Below are 15,406 nucleotides of genomic sequence, written 5' to 3' on the forward strand. Positions count from 1 at the left end.
CATGAACGCTGCGCTCAAATGGATGCCGCTGGTCGCTGTCATGGCACTGGCGGGTTGCGCTCGAGAAGGCTACTACGATAACCGAAGTGTCGATTACGCCCAGGCCGAGCAAAGTGAGCCTCTGGTGTTGCCTGATACACGCAATACCGGACGCTATCGCAACGCCATGCCGGTACCCGATGCACCGGGTGGCTTTGCGGCACAGGGCGAGGATTTTCAGGCACCGCCGCCGCGCGCCCTCAATGTCGGCAGTGGTGTGTCAGCCGGCGGTGTGGCGCGCCGTGAAGCCGGCAATCAGCGTTGGCTGGTGGTTGGCGCCTCTCCCGGCGTGGTGTGGTCGGAGCTCGAGGACTTCGTGGCGACTCGTGGTCTCGAGGTAATCTCGCGCAACCAGCGAGCCGGCCAGCTCGACACGCAGCAGGGGCGTATCACAGTCAGTCCCGGCCTGCAGCCGGGGGAGAGCGAGGTGCGCTGCGAGCGCAACGCTGCCCCGCAGAACGGCTGCTTGAGGGCACTGGAGCGGCGCTTCGAGGAGCGCAGCAATCTGGCCAGCGCCACGGCTTCGGGCCTGGCGACCCAGGGGCAGATGAATCAGCAGAGTCAGCCGCCGCGTCTCGAACAGCGCAATGGCGAGTGGCAGTTGACGCTGCCCTTCGGCCTGCAGCGTGCCTGGGCCGAACTGAGCGCTCAGCTCGAGTCCGACTTTTCCGTGGCGGGGCGGCGCCAGCTGGTCGACCAGGACATGGCAGCGCAGACCTTCCTGGTGGATTATCTCTTGCTCAGTGAGCGCAGTCGCGGCTTCTGGAGCTCCGTGGCCTCCCTGGACTTCAGTGAGGACATGACGCGGGTTCGCCTGGACCTGACGCGTCAGGGCGACGGCACCACCCTGGTCAAGGCGGCTGGCACCGAAGGGGATAGCCTGGCGGACAATGACATCCGCGAACTTCTGGAGCGTGTGGGAGGTCTGCTGCGCTGATGACGCCGCCGCACGGGACATCGGGGAAGCTAAGCTTTGCTTCCCTGGGCAGCGGCAGCAAGGGCAATGCCACCCTGGTCAGTGATGGCGAAACGCATCTGCTGATCGACTGTGGCTTCGGCCTTAAGGAGGCCGAGCGGCGGCTCGGGCGTCTGGGCCTGCATCCACGGCAACTCGAGGCCCTGCTGGTGACCCATGAGCATGGCGATCATCTGCGTGGTGTAGGGCCCATGGCGAGGAAGCACGGCCTGCCGGTCTACATGACGCCCGGCACCTGGATGGCCGGACGCACTGGTGAGCTGCCCCGCTGCCTGTGGATGACGCCGCAGTCCTCGCTGCAGATCAAGGGGATCGAGATCGAACCGATCACGGTGCCCCATGATGCCAGGGAACCCGTGCAGTTTAGGCTTTCGGCCGGTGGTTCCCGGCTTGGTCTGTTGACCGACCTCGGCTACCCCAGTCATCACGTGGTGGAGGCCTTTCGGGGTTGCGATGCCCTGGTGCTGGAGTGCAACCACGACCCGCACCTGCTCGAGAACGGCCCGTACCCACCGCGCCTCAAGCGACGGGTCGCCGGGCGCTGGGGGCACCTGGCCAACCAGCAGGCAGCCTGGCTGATGCGACAGCTGGGGCTCGATCGTCTGCAGCATATCGTCTGTTCGCATCTTTCCGAGCACAACAATCGCCCCGAGCTGGCGAGGGAAGTGCTTGAACCCCTACTCGACGGCGATGCCGCCCGCCTGGCCGTTGCCGCTCAGGAGACGGGGCTGGACTGGCGGATGATCCGCTGAAGAAACGGCATGGCAGGATGCCGATCCCCTCATTCGGTTATTTCTCTTTTTGTGTCCCGGAGGTCCTATGGACAAGCAGCAAGAACTCTATGCCGGCAAGGCCAAGTCGGTCTATGCCACGGACGACCCCGATCGTCTGATCCTGCACTTTCGCGATGATACCAGTGCCTTCGATGGCGAGCGCATGGAGTCCCTGGCGCGCAAGGGCCAGGTCAACAATCGCTTCAATGCCTTCGTCATGGAGAAGCTGCAGGAGGCGGGCATTGCCACGCATTACGAGCGCCTGTTGTCCGATACCGAGTGTGTGGTCAAGAAACTGGACATGCTCCCGGTGGAGTGCGTGATTCGCAACATTGCCGCCGGTGGGCTGGTCAAGCGCCTCGGGGTGGAAGAGGGCAGTGACCTGACCCCTCCGACCTTTGAGCTCTTTCTCAAGAATGATGCCCAGCATGACCCAATGATCAACGAGTCGCTGGCCGAGACCTTCGGCTGGGCAACGCCCGAGCAACTCGCGGAAATGAAGGCGCTGACCTACCGAGTCAATGAAGTGCTCAAGCAGCTGTTTGCCGACGGCGGCCTGCTGTTGGTGGACTACAAGCTGGAGTTTGGCCTATTTCATGGTCGCATCGTGCTGGGCGACGAATTCTCCCCGGACGGCTGCCGCCTGTGGGATGCCAATACCCGGGAAAAGCTCGACAAGGACCGTTTCCGTCAAGGCCTGGGCGGTGTCATCGAGGCCTACGAGGAGGTCGGCAGGCGCATCGGCGTCGATTTTTCCTGAGGCGATCGAGATGATCTGCATGAAGGGCCCCGCGGGGCCCTTCTTCGTATCGGCTTCCGACCGATCGCGGTTTCTCACATCCTCACGATCTCGACGACCTCCAGCTGTGTCTGGCCTGTTTCGCTTGTCACGGCGCGAAAACGAACATCCACGTCGCGCAGGCGCACGCCGTAGGTGCGCGCTTCGTCGCCGCGGCGGTAGGCGGGGCGGGGGTCCTGGCCGAGCACCTGCTGAATCAGCTCGCCCAGCGAGGTGGCGTCGCACCGAGCCGCCAGGGCGGCCTGGGCGGTGGGGCTGAAGCGCACGGGGAGAAGGTCGGGCGCTGCCGGGGCGAAGCCGGCGCGAGCCTGCGGGCGGGATTCCGCCCAGGGTAGATAGGGCTTGATATCCAGCACCGGCGTGCCGTCCACCAGGTCGGCACCGCGCAGATACAGGCGTACGCCACCCGTGGTCTCGAGGTGCAGCAGCTCTACCAGCGACTGGCCCAGACGGTTGGGGCGGTGCGTGCTGCGGCTGGCGAAGACGCCGATGCGGGTATTGCCGCCCAGGCGTGGCGGTCGTACCAGTGGCGTCCAGCGCGGTGGGCTCAGGTGAAAGAGAAAAGTGAGCCACAGGTGGCTGAAGGCCTCGAGGCCGCGCACGGTCAGAGGGTCATCATGGGGCGGGTCCAGAACCAGGGTGGCTCGGGCCGCATCGGCCAGGCCCGGCTGACGCGGCACGCCGAACTTGTCGGGAAAGTCACTTTGTATGTGACCGATCGGCGTCAGCTCGATGCTGTTGTCCGGGGGGCAAGGGGAAGTCATGCGGTGTCGCTCTGCGTCGAGTCCCGGGGTTGGCCCGAGTCTCGGGTTTAGGTAGCCTCGTGGCGGTTACATCATCTCAGGAAGTGCCGTATGCGTCATGCCGATACCGCGCCCCACGCCACACAAGCCCACCAGGAGCCGACCGGGCGAGGACGCTCGCCACGGATTTTTTATCGCTTCGCCCGAGGCGCGGACGGAGCGGATCAGGCCGAGGTCTTCCATCATGCCGTGATGCAGGGCGCGGCAGGCCACTATTCCCGCGAGGCCCGTGAAGCCTGGGCGGCCGTGCTGCCGCGTGACGGCAGCGCCTGGGTAGCGCGTCATGTCTTCTACTCCACCCTCGTGGCCTGCTGCGAGGGGCGTTGCGTGGGCTTTCTGGAGCTGGATGTGGCGGCCGGCCGGGTCGAGTCACTCTATGTCTGGCCGTCGCTGGCGCGTCGCGGGATTGGCGCGAACCTGCTGGTGCATGCCGAGCGTCTGCTGGTGGAGCAGGGCTTCACGGGAGTCGAGATCGCCGCCAGTCTGGTGCTGGCCGATAGCCTGGAGAAGCGCGGCTGGCAGCGGATGCGCGAGGAGTGGGTCGAGCGCGGCGGCCAGCAGCTTCAGCGCAGGCTCCTGAAGAAGTCGCTGGCCGCGGTGGAAACCTGACCGCAGAGTCGCGAGAAACGAGAAACGAGAAACGAGAAACGAGAAACGAGAAACGAGAAACGAGAAACGAGAAACGAGAAACGAGAAACGAGGGGCGAGCCACGCCTCACCCTTCACTCCTCACCCCTCACTCATCCTTCTTCCCTCTTCACTCATCCCTCTTCACTCTTCCCTCTTCACTCTTCCCTCTTCACTCATCCCTCTTCACACCTCACTCCCCCTCCTGTGGGAGAAAGCGCATCGACAGGTCGACGGCCTGTACATCCTTGGTCAGGGCGCCGCTGGAGATGCAGTCAACGCCGGTCGCCGCGATCTCGAGCAGACGTGTGTCGTCGACATTGCCAGAGGCCTCGAGAGTGGCGCGCCCGGCGTTGCGCCTCACCGCTTCGCGCATGTCGTCCAGCGAGAAGTTGTCGAGCATGATGATATCCGCCCCGGCTTCCAGGGCCTGGTCGAGTTCCTCGAAGGTCTCCACCTCGACTTCCACCGACAGGTCGCGAGCGATGTCACGCGCTTCGCGGACTGCCGCGTCGATACTGCCGCAGGCCGCGATGTGATTTTCCTTGATGAGAAAGGCATCATAGAGCCCGATCCGGTGGTTGTGACCACCGCCACAGGACACGGCATATTTCTGGGCCAGACGCAGGCCCGGCAGGGTCTTGCGGGTATCCAGCATGCGAACGCCGGAGCCCTCCAGCAGGTCGACATAGTGGCGGGCCCGGGCGGCGGTGCCGGAAAGCGTCTGCAGCAGGTTCAGCGCGGCACGTTCACCGGTCAGCAGACTGCGTGCCGGTCCTTCGAGTTCCAGAAAGGTCTGGCCGGCCGCGAGTCGATCCCCGTCGGCGGCCTGCCAGCTCAGGCTCACGCTGGGATCCAGGCGGCGAAAGAGTTCATCCACCCAGGCGACCCCGCACAGCACGGTGGCCTCGCGGGTGATGACGCGCGCTCGTGACCAGTGTTTTTCGGGAATGAGTTCGGCAGTGATGTCGCCGGGGCCAACGTCTTCGGCGAGAAGCCGGGCGGCGCTGTCGCGGATTTCTTCAGCGAGGGCGTCCTGATAGTGCATGATGGGTTCGTCTCTGTGCGGTGGAAACACTCTGTCGATGTCGACGCCGGCCATTCGCGCTGCTCAGGGCAGCCCCACGGAAGACTTCCCCGGGCAGTAAGCTGGTCTTGCGGGGCTGGCCACTCCTGGGGCCTGGCGCTTTACCATGCTGGATGCGTTGTGCCGCGTCTCCCGGTGTGGCGTCATGGCTGCAGTATAATGGATAGTCGGACTTTTACGTCAGGGGAAAAGCATGTCGATCGACCATGGATGGTGGCAGCCGGCCAGAGCCGTCGTCTCGCCCAATCAGGATGCCCGGCCAGAGGGCGAGGTATCCTTGCTGGTGCTGCATTCCATCAGTCTGCCGCCCGGTGTCTTCCATGGTGATGCCATCGAGGCGTTGTTCACCAACCGCCTGGATCCCGAAGCGCATGTGTATTTCGCCGCCATCCAGCATCTGCGTGTCTCGGCACACCTGCTGATACGCCGCGATGGCCAATGCGTGCAGTTCGTGCCCTTCTCGGCGCGAGCCTGGCATGCCGGACGCTCCTGCTGGCGGGATGGGCAACGCTGGCGTCGCGCCCTGAACGACTTTTCGATCGGCATCGAACTGGAAGGCGATGAGGTCACGCCATATACCGCGGCCCAATACCGCTGCCTGGTGTCGGCCACCCGGGCCTTGCTGGCCGGGTATCCGCAGCTGACTCCGGCGCGCATCACCAGCCACGCTCATGTCGCGCCATTGCGCAAGAGCGACCCCGGCCCCGCCTTCGACTGGGCGTACTTCCATCAGTGCCTGGCAGAGCCTTTTTTTGGTGTGTAATAAAACATTTGTTTCATACGGATGACTTCCTTTGTCGCGTCCTGATGGCCCGCTTCAAGATGTGGCGAGTTAAGGCGTCCAGTGTATCGGGAAGCCTCTGGCAGAGCGGCTGGAGGCAGGCTATGCATTTTGAAAAAAATTTCCAATTCTGTTTCAATTGGCAGCCATGAGTCTTTACGGTATCGTCGAGTTACCCGCCACGCATGGCTGCGTTGCCTTGTAAAACGACTACAAAATCTGGCAGCTGACGTGGACACGCTTCCACGTACCTCCAACAGAGCGCCACACGCCCCTCGCTCGGGGCTGTCGCCCCAACGTCATTCGGAGAGACGTCTATGAGTCTTGAGACACGAGAAGATCTCGATCCGGTCGAAACCCAGGAGTGGTTGGACTCCCTGGAATCGGTCCTGGATCGCGAGGGTGAGGACCGTGCCCGGTACCTCATGACCCGGCTGGCTGACCGCTATCGCCGCGATGGCATGCAAGTACCCTTCTCGGTGACGACCCCGCACCGCAACACCATTCCGGTGCACCGTGAGGCGCCGATGCCGGGCGACATGTTCATGGAGCGTCGTATCCGTTCGCTGGTGCGCTGGAACATGGCCGCCATGGTCACCCGGGCCAACAAGGCCAACAAGGGGATCGGCGGTCACCTGGCCAGCTTCATGTCGAGCGCGACCCTGTACGACGTGGGTTTCAACCACTTCTTCCGTGCCGCTCATGGCGACTTTCAGGGTGACCTGGTGTTCATCCAGGGCCACAGCTCTCCGGGTGTCTATGCGCGTTCCTATCTGGAAGGACGCCTGACCGAGGACCAGATGGACAAGTTCCGTCAGGAAGTCGATGGCGACGGCCTGTCTTCCTATCCGCATCCCTGGCTGATGCCCGACTACTGGCAACTGCCCACGGTTTCCATGGGACTGGGGCCGATCATGGCCATCTACCAGGCTCACGTCATGAAGTATCTGGATCAGCGTGGCCTGCAGCCGATGCATGATCGCAAGGTCTGGGCCTTCCTGGGTGACGGTGAGTGCGACGAGCCGGAAACGCTGGGTGCGATTCACCTGGCCAGCCGCGAGAAGCTTGACAACCTCAACTTCGTCATCAACTGCAACCTGCAGCGTCTCGATGGTCCGGTACGCGGTAACTCGCGCATCATGGATGAGCTCGAGGGCGTCTTCCGCGGTGCCGGCTGGAACGTCATCAAGGTGGTCTGGGGCCGGCTCTGGGACTCGCTGTTCGAGAAGGACAAGAAGGGCATCCTGCAGAAGCGCATGGACGAAGCGGTCGATGGCGAGTACCAGAACTACAAGGCCAACGGTGGCGCTTATACCCGCGAGCACTTCTTCGGCAAGTATTCCGAGACCGCTGAAATGGTCCAGGACATGACCGACGAGGATATCTGGAAGCTCAACCGCGGCGGCCATGACCCGTTCAAGATCTATGCCGCTTATCACGAGGCCTTCCACAACGCTAATGGTCGCCCGACCGTCATTCTGGCCCATACCGTCAAGGGCTATGGTCTGGGGGCCGCGGGTGGCGAGGCCGACAACGAAGCGCACCAGGTCAAGTCCATCGATGATCCCGAGGTCCTCAAGGATTTCCGTGACCGCTTCGGTATTCCGGTCACCGACGAGCAGATCGAAAACGAGATGCCGTACTACAAGCCGGAAGACGACAGCCCGGAGATGAAGTACATGCATCTCCAGCGCGAGCGTCTCGGCGGCTACCTGCCGGCACGCAACCCGGACTTCGAGGCCCTCGAGATCCCGTCGCTGGAGGACAAGACCTTCGCGTCCCAGATGAAGGGCTCCAATGGCCGTGAAGTCTCCACGACCATGGCCTTCGTGCGGATCCTCAATGGCCTGGTCAAGGACAAGAAGGTCGGCAAGCGCGTGGTGCCCATCGTGCCCGACGAGGCGCGGACCTTCGGCATGGAGGGCATGTTCCGGCAGCTGGGCATCTACACCTCGGAAGGCCAGAAGTACGAGCCCCACGACAAGGGTCAGTTGATGTTCTACCGCGAGGACAAGGCGGGTCAGGTCCTCGAGGAAGGCATCACCGAAGCCGGCGCCATGTCCTCCTGGATTGCCGCGGCGACGTCCTACAGCAACCATGGTTTGCCGTTGCTGCCGTTCTACATTTACTACTCGATGTTCGGCTTTCAGCGCATCGGCGACCTGGCCTGGGCCGCCGGCGACATGCAGGCGCGCGGCTTCATGGTGGGCGGTACCGCCGGTCGCACGACCCTCAACGGTGAAGGCCTGCAGCACCAGGATGGCCACAGTCATCTGCAGGCGTCGATGATCCCCAACTGCCGCAGCTATGACCCCACCTATGCTCATGAGGTGGCGGTGATCGTGCAGGATGGTCTGAAGCGGATGTATACCGACAAGGAAAACTGCTTCTACTATCTGACGGTGATGAACGAGAACTACGAGCAGCCGGCCCTCGAGGAGGTGCCCACCGAGGACATCATCAAGGGTATGTACCTGCTGCGCGAGACCCAGGGCGACAAGGGGCGCGTCCAGTTGATGGGCTCCGGCACCATCCTCATCGAGGTCGAGGCCGCCGCCGCGCTGCTGGCCGAGGAGTGGGGCATCGGCGCCGATATCTGGAGTGTCACCAGCTTCAACGAGCTGCGTCGCGAAGCCCTGGAAATCGATCGTCAGGCCTTCCTCAAGCCTGCCCAGGAGCCCGGCAAGCCGCACGTTACCACTCTCCTGGAAGGGCGCCAGGGACCGGCCATTGCCGCCACCGACTACATGAAACTCTTTGCCGATCAGGTGCGCGCCTGGGTGCCGACTGACTATCATGTACTGGGTACCGATGGTTATGGCCGCTCCGACACTCGCGAGAAGCTGCGTCACTTCTTCGAGGTCAATCGCTACTTCGTCACCGTGGCGGCGCTCAAGGCGCTGGCGGACCGTGGCGAGATCGACCGCAAGGTCGTGGCCGAGGCTATCGAGAAGTACGGTATCGACCCCAACAAGCCGAATCCGCTTGAGATGTGAGTCGTCGACCGACCCGGTGGCATGGCGGGCCTCTTGGCCCGCCCCCCGTCAAGAGTTTGAAGGAGCGCGACCTTGAGTAGCGAAATCATCAAAGTGCCTGATATCGGTGGCGATACCGATGTCGAAATCATCGAGATCGCGGTGTCGGAAGGTGATGTCATCGATGCCGAGGACACCCTGATTACACTGGAATCCGACAAGGCCAGCATGGACGTGCCTTCGCCCAAGGGCGGCAAGGTCGTCAAGGTGCTGGTCAAGGAAGGCGACACCGTCTCCGAAGGGGACGACATCGTCGAGCTGGAAGGAGAAGGCGGCGGCGATGCGCAGCCGCAACCAGCCGCGGACGAGACCGCTGCCTCCGGCGCCGATGAGCAGGAGGCGTCGTCCGAGGCCCCCGAGAAGCCGGCGGCCGGGTCCGGCGGCTCGCGCACGGTGGATATCACGGTGCCGGATCTGGGCGGTGCCGACGATGTCGAGATCATCGAGGTGTCCGCCAGCGAGGGCGATACCCTCGAGGCGGAAGACACCCTGATCACCCTGGAGTCCGACAAGGCTTCCATGGATGTTCCCAGCCCGCATGCCGGCAAGCTGGTGAGTCTGACCGTCAAGGAAGGCGATACCGTCTCCGAGGGCGATGTGATCGGCCGCATGGAAGTCGCCGGTGAAGGCGGAGACGAGGCCGCGAGTGGTAGCGATGCCGCCGAGGCATCCAGCGAGGCGCCCGCCGAGACGCCGGCGGCCGAAGAGCCCGAGGATCAAGGCGGTGGCGCTGAGCCGGAGCGCAAGGAAGTGCGCGTACCGGATCTGGGCGGCTCCAGTGATGTGCCGATCATCGAGCTGGGCGTGTCGGAAGGGGACGAGGTCAGTGAGGAAGACCCGCTGATCACCCTGGAGTCCGACAAGGCTTCCATGGATGTGCCGAGCCCCTTCACGGGCAAACTGGTCGAGCTCAAGGTCAAGGAAGGCGATACCGTCTCCGAGGGCGATGTGATCGGCTTCATCGAGACCGCGGGCGGCAATCCCGCGACCGCCAGGGCCGACAAGCCGGCGGCGTCAAGCGGCTCTGCCGACAAGGGCGCCGACAAGAGCGCCGGCAAGTCCGAGGCGTCGAGCAGCCAGCAAGCTCAGCCGTCATCACCCGGCGGCGGTCGTCCCAGCCCCGAGGCCGAAATGGCGGCGCACAAGCCGCGTGACGGCAAGCTGGTGCATGCCGGGCCGGCGGTGCGCCTGCTGGCGCGTGAGCTGGGCGTCGACCTGGGGCTGGTAAAGCCGTCCGGTCCCAAGGAACGCGTGCTTAAGGAAGACGTCCAGGCCTACGTCAAGCAGGCCATCGCCAATCAGGCCAGCAAGCCCGCCAGCCCGGCAGCCGCCGAGGGCGGATCGGGTATCCCGCCGGTGCCGGATGTCGACTTCAGTCAGTTCGGCGAGGTCGAAGAGAAGCCGATGGGCCGCCTGATGAAGATGGGCGCCACCAATCTGCATCGCAGCTGGGTGAACCTGCCGCACGTCACCCAGTTCGACGAAGCCGACATCACCGAGCTGGAAAACTTCCGCAAGTCCATGAAGGCGGAAGCCGAGGCCCAGGGCGCCAAGCTCACGCCGCTGCCCTTCCTGATCAAGGCCTGTGCCTTCGCACTGCGCAAGTTCCCGCAGTTCAACGTCAGCATCAAGAGTGACGGCGAGACAGTAGTGCACAAGAAGTATGTGCATATCGGCATCGCCGTGGACACGCCGGATGGCCTGATGGTGCCGGTGATTCGCGATGCCGACCAGAAGTCGCTGATCGAGTTGGCCAAGGAATCCATCGAGCTGGCCGGCAAGGCGCAGTCCAAGAAGCTCAAGCGTGACGAGATGACCGGCGGCTGCTTCACCATCTCGAGCCTGGGCTCGATTGGCGGCACGGCCTTCACGCCGATCGTCAACGCGCCGGAAGTGGCCATCCTCGGGGTCTCCAAGTCCCAGACCAAGCCGGTGTGGGATGGCCAGGCCTTCCAGCCGCGGCTGATGATGCCGCTGTCGCTGTCCTATGACCACCGCGCGGTCAATGGCGCCGACGCGGCGCGCTTCACGGCATTCCTGGCGAATGCACTTACCGATATCCGTCGCATGTTGCTGTAGCGCTAAGCCTGGGCGGCCACGCCAGAGCTTGCAAAAAACTGCAAAGCCCCACTCAGGTGGGGCTTTTTTTGGTGGTGCGCCAGGCATGGCGCGCAGCGCCTGACTGGCGCTGTTCCCGAGGGTGGTGTCTCTGGGTGACGTGAAGGTAAACGTCCCCTGAACGCCCGGCAACGGGAAGTGCGCTCTGATTTCCTCGAGAGCTGGTTCAGGCTCACGGTCAGTCGCGACAAGGGGGCGGCGGATATGAGGCCTGCTCCCACCGGGCGGGATGACCCTTGCTCGTAGACCAGGTTAGATGCGCGACGAAGTGCTGACAGGTCGGTAATCAACCCACTGATACCAGAGAGGCACAGTACCGTTGAAAGTCCCTCGCTTACTAAGCCGTAGACATTGAGGAAACTCACATGTACAAATCCTAACCAACCCCTTTGACGGGGCCAAGCATACTAAGAGGGTGATGTTAGGAAGGTGATGTTGGTCCACTAAGCTTCTACCCGCCTGAAACGGTCGGTCCACACCTCCTGTCCATCCCCAAAAGATGAAAAAAATTGACTCTGGCTTGTTTAGAAAGGCCGTTTTTCGTATGGTGCGGGATAGTTGTACTAAGTGTGGCTAAGCTTCCCTGATTAACGGGTGTCAATATGCAAAAGACCTTATTAAGTGCCGTCCTCTTGGGCGCCTGCCTGCTGGCCAACGCCGCCAGCGCCCAGGAATCCCCGCTGGAAAGTACTCTGAAAAGTTACCTGGTGGTGAAGGAAGCCGGTGAAGAGCGGATGATGCCGGCTGAGGAAGCGGGTCCTGGCGATATCATCGAATACCGCCTGATGTACACCAATGTCTCAGACCGCACGCTTTCCGGGCTGGTGATCAATGGGCCGATTCCGAGCAACACGAGTTACCTGGCTGACACGAATAGCGCTAGCGTCAACGCTAAATTCACTGTTAGCGCCGGCCAGGGTGATGACTTCCAGAGCGAACCCTATACCCGCACGGTGACTGACGAAGACGGGGATCAGCGGGAGGAAGTGGTACCGCCGGAAGACTATGCCCAGCTGCGCTGGGAGCCGGTCGACAGCATTGCCCCCGACCAGACTCAGACCTACGTCTACCGGGTTCAGGTCGACTAAGAAAGCACTAAACCCACGAGCGACGGCCAGGTCAGGCCAGGCGAAATCAGCCGGAAAAGCGGAGAATAGGGCTGGCGTGTGCGCATTTAAAAGCTGGTTTCAACGTCGCATATGTGAGCGCAGTAATGTGTACCCCCCAAAAATGTGTACCCCCCAAACAAGTGGTTAGGTTTTTTGTGGCCAGGGCCGGTGGTTCTGGTCAAATCCAGGTCCGGTTTTCCGGCAAGCACCAAGGAGGTTAGAAAGCTTTGCATCCTGGCCGCCATGGCTTCACTCATCGCAACATCGCACCCATTCTTGAGCAGATGATTAGGAAAATATCATGAAACGACATTTCACTAAAAAGCCTCTGGCGATGGTGGTCGCCGGGTTGGCTTTCGGGGCGGTTGCCTCGGGGCAGGCCTGGGCGCTCACCCCCGCCGGCACCGAGATCAATAACCGAGCCACGGTTACCTACCAAGATGAAAATGGTAACGAATACTCGGCGCAGTCCAATGAATCCACCGTCACCGTGGCCGAGGTCTTTGCTGCTACTCTGTTGGACGACCGTAACAAGGCTGGTGCGCCCGGCGAAACGGTCTACTTCCCGCATACCCTGACTAACACGGGTAATACGGAAGAAACCTTTACTATCTCCAACGTTGATGGCCACGACGTTTACCGTGACACCAACGGTAATGGCCTTCCGGATGCCGGTGAGCCAATTGTCAGCGGTACTGGTGGTGCTGGTGATCAGATTACCCTGAATGCCGGCGAGCAGGTCGAGCTGGTAGTCGCGGTGCCGGTTGATAGCACTGCGACCGCCAGCGATCCCGCCATTAAGTCGATACTGAAGGTTGAGTCCAGTGATGCTGGACGTGCAGGCAGTGTAGTAGATGATATCGGTGCCGATGGCGATGGTGACGACAATACCAACGTCGATACGGTTACAGTCACCGAGGATGCGGTACTGGTGCCCACCAAGTCTGCCGTGGTGGATCGGGGTAACAACGAGATCACCTACACCCTGCAGGTCACCAACACCGGTAGCCGTGCAGCCGATGATGTCGATATCTTTGATGCTTTCCCCGAAGGCACTACATTTGTCGAGATCGACTCTGTCAATGGTTTGTTGGGGAATAATGGTGACCAGTGGAAAGAAGGCACCGCGCTAAAAGCATTAGGCCATAATTACTCCTCATCGAATCTGGCTAAAGTTGATGAGCCAGCGAACGTAGATCTGGACAATGACGGCACAACGGGCGAGACAGGGATTGACGGTATCTCGTTCCGGGATGCCGAGCTGCCTGCCAATACCACGGTGTCGATCGAGTTTACCGTCTCGTTTGATCCTAACGATCCTAACACCCCCGCCGGCACCGAGTTTATCAACACCTTTGCCGCCCAGGGTGATCTCGATGGCGATGGTACTCCAGACGATCCGGTACCTTCCAACCCGGTAACCACCACCGTCGACCCCATCTATGACGTTGATGCGGCTGATACTGGCGATACTGGCAAAGATGATGCGGATGGAACGTCGAATGACATCGCGAAGCAGCAAGATGTGTCTTCTGGCGGTACCGCCGTGTTTGGTAACGCTATCACCAACGATGGTAACGCCACCGATACCTTTGACCTGACCATCAATAACGATGCGGGTTCAGGGTATAATGGCTCAGCTACTGTACCGACAAGTGCACAGGCATTCCCCACAGGCACCATTTTTGAATTCTGGAATGCGGCCAACAACACCCAGCTGACCGATACCAACGGTAACGGCACCCCTGACACCGGTTCTATTGCAGCGGGTGACACGCTGGATATCCGCGTACGCGCCAAACTGCCTTCAGGTGTCGACGGTGCTGGGCCTTATGTGGCGACCATGACTGCCACGTCAGGCGGCGACCCCAGCGTATCGGATACCAAGCTGGAACAGCTTGATGACATTCTTCCGCCTACCATTGACCTGGCCAACAGCTTTACAGGTTCAGGGGATGACCTGACTGACTCTGCCATCGATGCCGATGAGTTCAATGCGTCGTCACCCACCACAACTGAAGAGGCCGATGTAGGCGGCTCGGTGACCTTCCCGTTATTTGCGGCCAACAACAGCGGCAATTCGGATTCTTTCACTCTGGGCGCTGACCTGCCGGACGGCTGGGACGTCACCTTCCGTGAGTTGGGTGTTGATACTGATGGTGATGACACTATCGACAACGACGCCAACGCTGGCAGCACAGTCACCTCGACCCCTAATATTCCGGGCGGTGCGGTTTACCACTATGAAGCCGTTGTCCAGGTGTCTTCCGTGGTTAGCCAGGCCCTGGGCGACTTTACAGGGTCGGTTGATGGTATTGCTGCTGTGGATGGCAACTCAGACTCAGACGGCGACTACCCGATTCGCTTTACCATTGAGTCTGCCAACTCTGGTGCATCGGATGAAAAACTTGATGCGGTGGATGTCAAGGAAGAACGCGAAATCGCTGTGACACCGGACGGTCAGAACCAGGTGCAGCCCGGCGGTAACGTCGACTACAAGCACGTGCTGGCCAATCGCGGTAACACCACCGAAGACGTCACGCTGACCACTGAGAATGATGCGAGCGGCTTTAGCAATAATACTCAGCTGAAGGTGGACACCACTGGGGACGGAACGCCCGATTCCTGGCAGAACATTGCCAATATTCCTGATGGCAGCGTAGATGTGCGTGCGCCGGATGGCACGTCTGTTGAGGTCACTATCGATAACAGCGGCGCTGATACCGTCGTGACCCTGGAGCCAGGTGAGCGCCTGGATGTCAAGACCACTGTCTTTGCACCGGCCAGTGCCGGCCAGGGCGATGTGGATACCTACACCCTGACGGCTGATGCTGGTAACGGGATTGAGGGTGTCGCCACCGATACCACTGAAGTGATTGTTGGTCAGGTGCGTCTTGAGAAAAGCGCCGCTATTGATACCGCTTGTGCCTGTGGTGGCGGTAGCTGGCCTTCAGCAGGTGATTTTAAGCCTGAACAGGACACCAAGGTAGAACCAGGCCAGTGTGTAGTATGGCGCTTGGAAGCTCGCAACGAGGGCGCCACAGTAGCCGAAGAAGTGACCATTAACGATTCGGTTACCGAATTCACGACGCTTGAAGCCGCCAAGGATGCCACAACGGGAGATGCAGCCAGCATTTCTGGTGAGAATCTTGAGTGGCAGATCGGTGAACTGGCCGCTGGTCAGAGCGAAAGCGCTCAGTTCTGCGTGGAGGTGCAATAACCTCCAGCCCGTGAAACAAAGCTCTCCCCTTAGGGGGAG

Annotated in this window: 11 protein-coding genes; 9 read left to right on the forward strand and 2 right to left on the reverse strand. The window is 61.4% G+C overall.

Going from position 1 to position 15,406, the window contains the following annotated elements; genetic code table 11:
- The first annotated feature begins 1 nt into the window (after position 1).
- The 3 genes from QWY74_RS08505 (at position 2) to purC (ending at position 2,548) form a co-directional block, all read left to right on the forward strand.
- Positions 2-976, forward strand: coding sequence for a lipoprotein-34 (locus QWY74_RS08505; RefSeq protein ID WP_290314143.1), 975 nt, complete (start codon positions 2-4; stop codon positions 974-976).
- A complete protein-coding gene (locus tag QWY74_RS08510; protein WP_290314145.1) occupies positions 976-1,767 on the forward strand; it encodes an MBL fold metallo-hydrolase in 792 nt (263 codons plus the stop codon). The genes QWY74_RS08505 and QWY74_RS08510 overlap by 1 nt, the downstream gene beginning before the upstream one ends.
- Positions 1,768-1,834: 67 nt before the next feature.
- A complete protein-coding gene (purC, locus tag QWY74_RS08515; RefSeq protein ID WP_264824091.1) occupies positions 1,835-2,548 on the forward strand; it encodes a phosphoribosylaminoimidazolesuccinocarboxamide synthase in 714 nt (237 codons plus the stop codon).
- A gap of 74 nt (positions 2,549-2,622) precedes the next feature.
- Here purC and tsaA read toward each other — a convergent pair whose 3' ends face one another.
- Positions 2,623-3,351 (reverse strand): tRNA (N6-threonylcarbamoyladenosine(37)-N6)-methyltransferase TrmO, encoded by a 729-nt coding sequence (tsaA, locus tag QWY74_RS08520; RefSeq protein WP_264824090.1) that lies wholly within the window; start codon positions 3,349-3,351, stop codon positions 2,623-2,625.
- A gap of 90 nt (positions 3,352-3,441) precedes the next feature.
- Here tsaA and QWY74_RS08525 point away from each other — a divergent pair, with 90 nt between their 5' ends.
- Positions 3,442-3,999, forward strand: a complete 558-nt coding sequence (locus tag QWY74_RS08525) for a GNAT family N-acetyltransferase (RefSeq protein ID WP_290314146.1) — start codon at positions 3,442-3,444, stop codon at positions 3,997-3,999.
- Between the two features lie 211 nt (positions 4,000-4,210).
- Here QWY74_RS08525 and nadC read toward each other — a convergent pair whose 3' ends face one another.
- Positions 4,211-5,065: a carboxylating nicotinate-nucleotide diphosphorylase gene (nadC, locus tag QWY74_RS08530; RefSeq protein ID WP_290314147.1), complete on the reverse strand. Its 855-nt coding sequence runs from the start codon at positions 5,063-5,065 to the stop codon at positions 4,211-4,213.
- Positions 5,066-5,297: 232 nt separating this feature from the next.
- On the opposite strand from nadC, the gene ampD reads away from it, so the two are divergent.
- The 5 genes from ampD (at position 5,298) to QWY74_RS08555 (ending at position 15,367) form a co-directional block, all read left to right on the forward strand.
- The gene (ampD, locus tag QWY74_RS08535; RefSeq protein ID WP_264824086.1) at positions 5,298-5,867 is read left to right on the forward strand and encodes a 1,6-anhydro-N-acetylmuramyl-L-alanine amidase AmpD; all 570 of its coding nucleotides are present in this window, start codon (positions 5,298-5,300) and stop codon (positions 5,865-5,867) included.
- Positions 5,868-6,202: 335 nt separating this feature from the next.
- Positions 6,203-8,881: a pyruvate dehydrogenase (acetyl-transferring), homodimeric type gene (gene aceE, locus QWY74_RS08540; protein WP_264824085.1), complete on the forward strand. Its 2,679-nt coding sequence runs from the start codon at positions 6,203-6,205 to the stop codon at positions 8,879-8,881.
- A gap of 72 nt (positions 8,882-8,953) precedes the next feature.
- Positions 8,954-10,999 (forward strand): pyruvate dehydrogenase complex dihydrolipoyllysine-residue acetyltransferase, encoded by a 2,046-nt coding sequence (gene aceF, locus QWY74_RS08545; RefSeq protein ID WP_290314149.1) that lies wholly within the window; start codon positions 8,954-8,956, stop codon positions 10,997-10,999.
- 641 nt (positions 11,000-11,640) lie between these two features.
- The gene (locus tag QWY74_RS08550; protein WP_264824083.1) at positions 11,641-12,126 is read left to right on the forward strand and encodes a hypothetical protein; all 486 of its coding nucleotides are present in this window, start codon (positions 11,641-11,643) and stop codon (positions 12,124-12,126) included.
- 322 nt (positions 12,127-12,448) lie between these two features.
- Positions 12,449-15,367, forward strand: coding sequence for a hypothetical protein (locus tag QWY74_RS08555; RefSeq protein WP_290314152.1), 2,919 nt, complete (start codon positions 12,449-12,451; stop codon positions 15,365-15,367).
- Positions 15,368-15,406 lie beyond the last annotated feature (39 nt).

This window comes from Halomonas almeriensis (genome assembly GCF_030409235.1).
In the GTDB taxonomy this organism is placed as follows: Bacteria; Pseudomonadota; Gammaproteobacteria; order Pseudomonadales; family Halomonadaceae; genus Halomonas; species Halomonas almeriensis.

Excerpts from the sequence above, each read along its gene's own strand:
- QWY74_RS08505 (WP_290314143.1), top strand. The coding sequence starts at position 2 with ATGAACGCTGCGCTCAAATGGATGCCGCTGGTCGCTGTCATGGCACTG.
- QWY74_RS08510 (WP_290314145.1), top strand. The coding sequence starts at position 976 with ATGACGCCGCCGCACGGGACATCGGGGAAGCTAAGCTTTGCTTCCCTG.
- purC (WP_264824091.1), top strand. The coding sequence starts at position 1,835 with ATGGACAAGCAGCAAGAACTCTATGCCGGCAAGGCCAAGTCGGTCTAT.
- tsaA (WP_264824090.1), bottom strand. The coding sequence starts at position 3,351 with ATGACTTCCCCTTGCCCCCCGGACAACAGCATCGAGCTGACGCCGATC.
- QWY74_RS08525 (WP_290314146.1), top strand. The coding sequence starts at position 3,442 with ATGCGTCATGCCGATACCGCGCCCCACGCCACACAAGCCCACCAGGAG.
- nadC (WP_290314147.1), bottom strand. The coding sequence starts at position 5,065 with ATGCACTATCAGGACGCCCTCGCTGAAGAAATCCGCGACAGCGCCGCC.
- ampD (WP_264824086.1), top strand. The coding sequence starts at position 5,298 with ATGTCGATCGACCATGGATGGTGGCAGCCGGCCAGAGCCGTCGTCTCG.
- aceE (WP_264824085.1), top strand. The coding sequence starts at position 6,203 with ATGAGTCTTGAGACACGAGAAGATCTCGATCCGGTCGAAACCCAGGAG.
- QWY74_RS08550 (WP_264824083.1), top strand. The coding sequence starts at position 11,641 with ATGCAAAAGACCTTATTAAGTGCCGTCCTCTTGGGCGCCTGCCTGCTG.
- QWY74_RS08555 (WP_290314152.1), top strand. The coding sequence starts at position 12,449 with ATGAAACGACATTTCACTAAAAAGCCTCTGGCGATGGTGGTCGCCGGG.